Here is a 945-nt window from a genome sequence, read left to right on the forward strand (position 1 = left end):
CCTAGGGCGTGTTGCTAAAGGGTTCGGGGACGTGGATGCGCGAGTCTGGGGTCATGTCGCGTGATGTCATCTCGGACGAGGTCTGGGCCGTGATCGGCCCGCTGTTCCCTGCCCCGAAGTCCACGGGTCGGCCCCCGGTGGATCGGCGCGCGGTGGTCGAGGCCACCGCGTGGCGCTTCCGCACCGGAGCTCCGTGGCGGGATCTGCCCGAGCGGTTCGGGAACTGGAACACGATCTACAAGAACTTCAACCGGTGGGCCGCCCAGGGCGTGTGGGAGCGCGTGCTCGAGCGCACTCAGTCGATGGCACAGCAGGCTGGCGAGCTGGACTGGGTGGCCTCGATCGATTCCACGATCGTGCGCGTCCACCAGCACGGGGCGACCCTGCCCCGCCCCACAGGGGGCCTGGATGAACTACAAGAAATCCGGGGACGAGCCGGCTGATCATGCCATCGGACGCTCCCGCGGCGGTCTGACGACGAAGTCTCATCTGGTGTGTGATGGCAAGGGCAGGGTGCTGGCGTTCGTGGTGACCGGCGGGCAGGTGGCGGACACCTCGATGTTGGCCACCACGCTGGAGCTGATCAGCGTTGCCGGGGCCCGTGGGCGGCCCAGGGCGCGGCCTGACCGCCTGATTGCGGACAAGGGCTACCCCTCGAAGGCGAACCGGGCTTGGCTGCGCCGGCATGGCATCGCGGCCACGATCCCCGAGCGGGCCGATCAGATCGCGCACCGGCGCAGACGCCCGGGCCGGCCGATCGACTTCGGTGAAGACCAGCGCCAGCGCTACCGGGGACGCAATGTCGTGGAGCGGTGCTTCAACCGGCTCAAACAGTGGCGAGGGATCGCGATGCGTTCGGACAAGTACGCCCGGAACTATCACGCCGGGCTCAGCCTCGCAGCGACACTGCACTGGCTGACTACCCTACTTTAGCAACACGCCCTA

At 67.9% G+C, this 945-nt stretch carries 1 pseudogene; it reads left to right on the plus strand.

The features are described from left to right. Positions 1-35: 35 nt before the first annotated feature. A pseudogene (locus tag MF605_RS11865) lies at positions 36-933 on the plus strand (IS5 family transposase). Positions 934-945 lie beyond the last annotated feature (12 nt).

The organism is Micrococcus luteus, from assembly GCF_022664405.1.
GTDB classification, from domain to species: Bacteria; Actinomycetota; Actinomycetes; order Actinomycetales; family Micrococcaceae; genus Micrococcus; species Micrococcus luteus.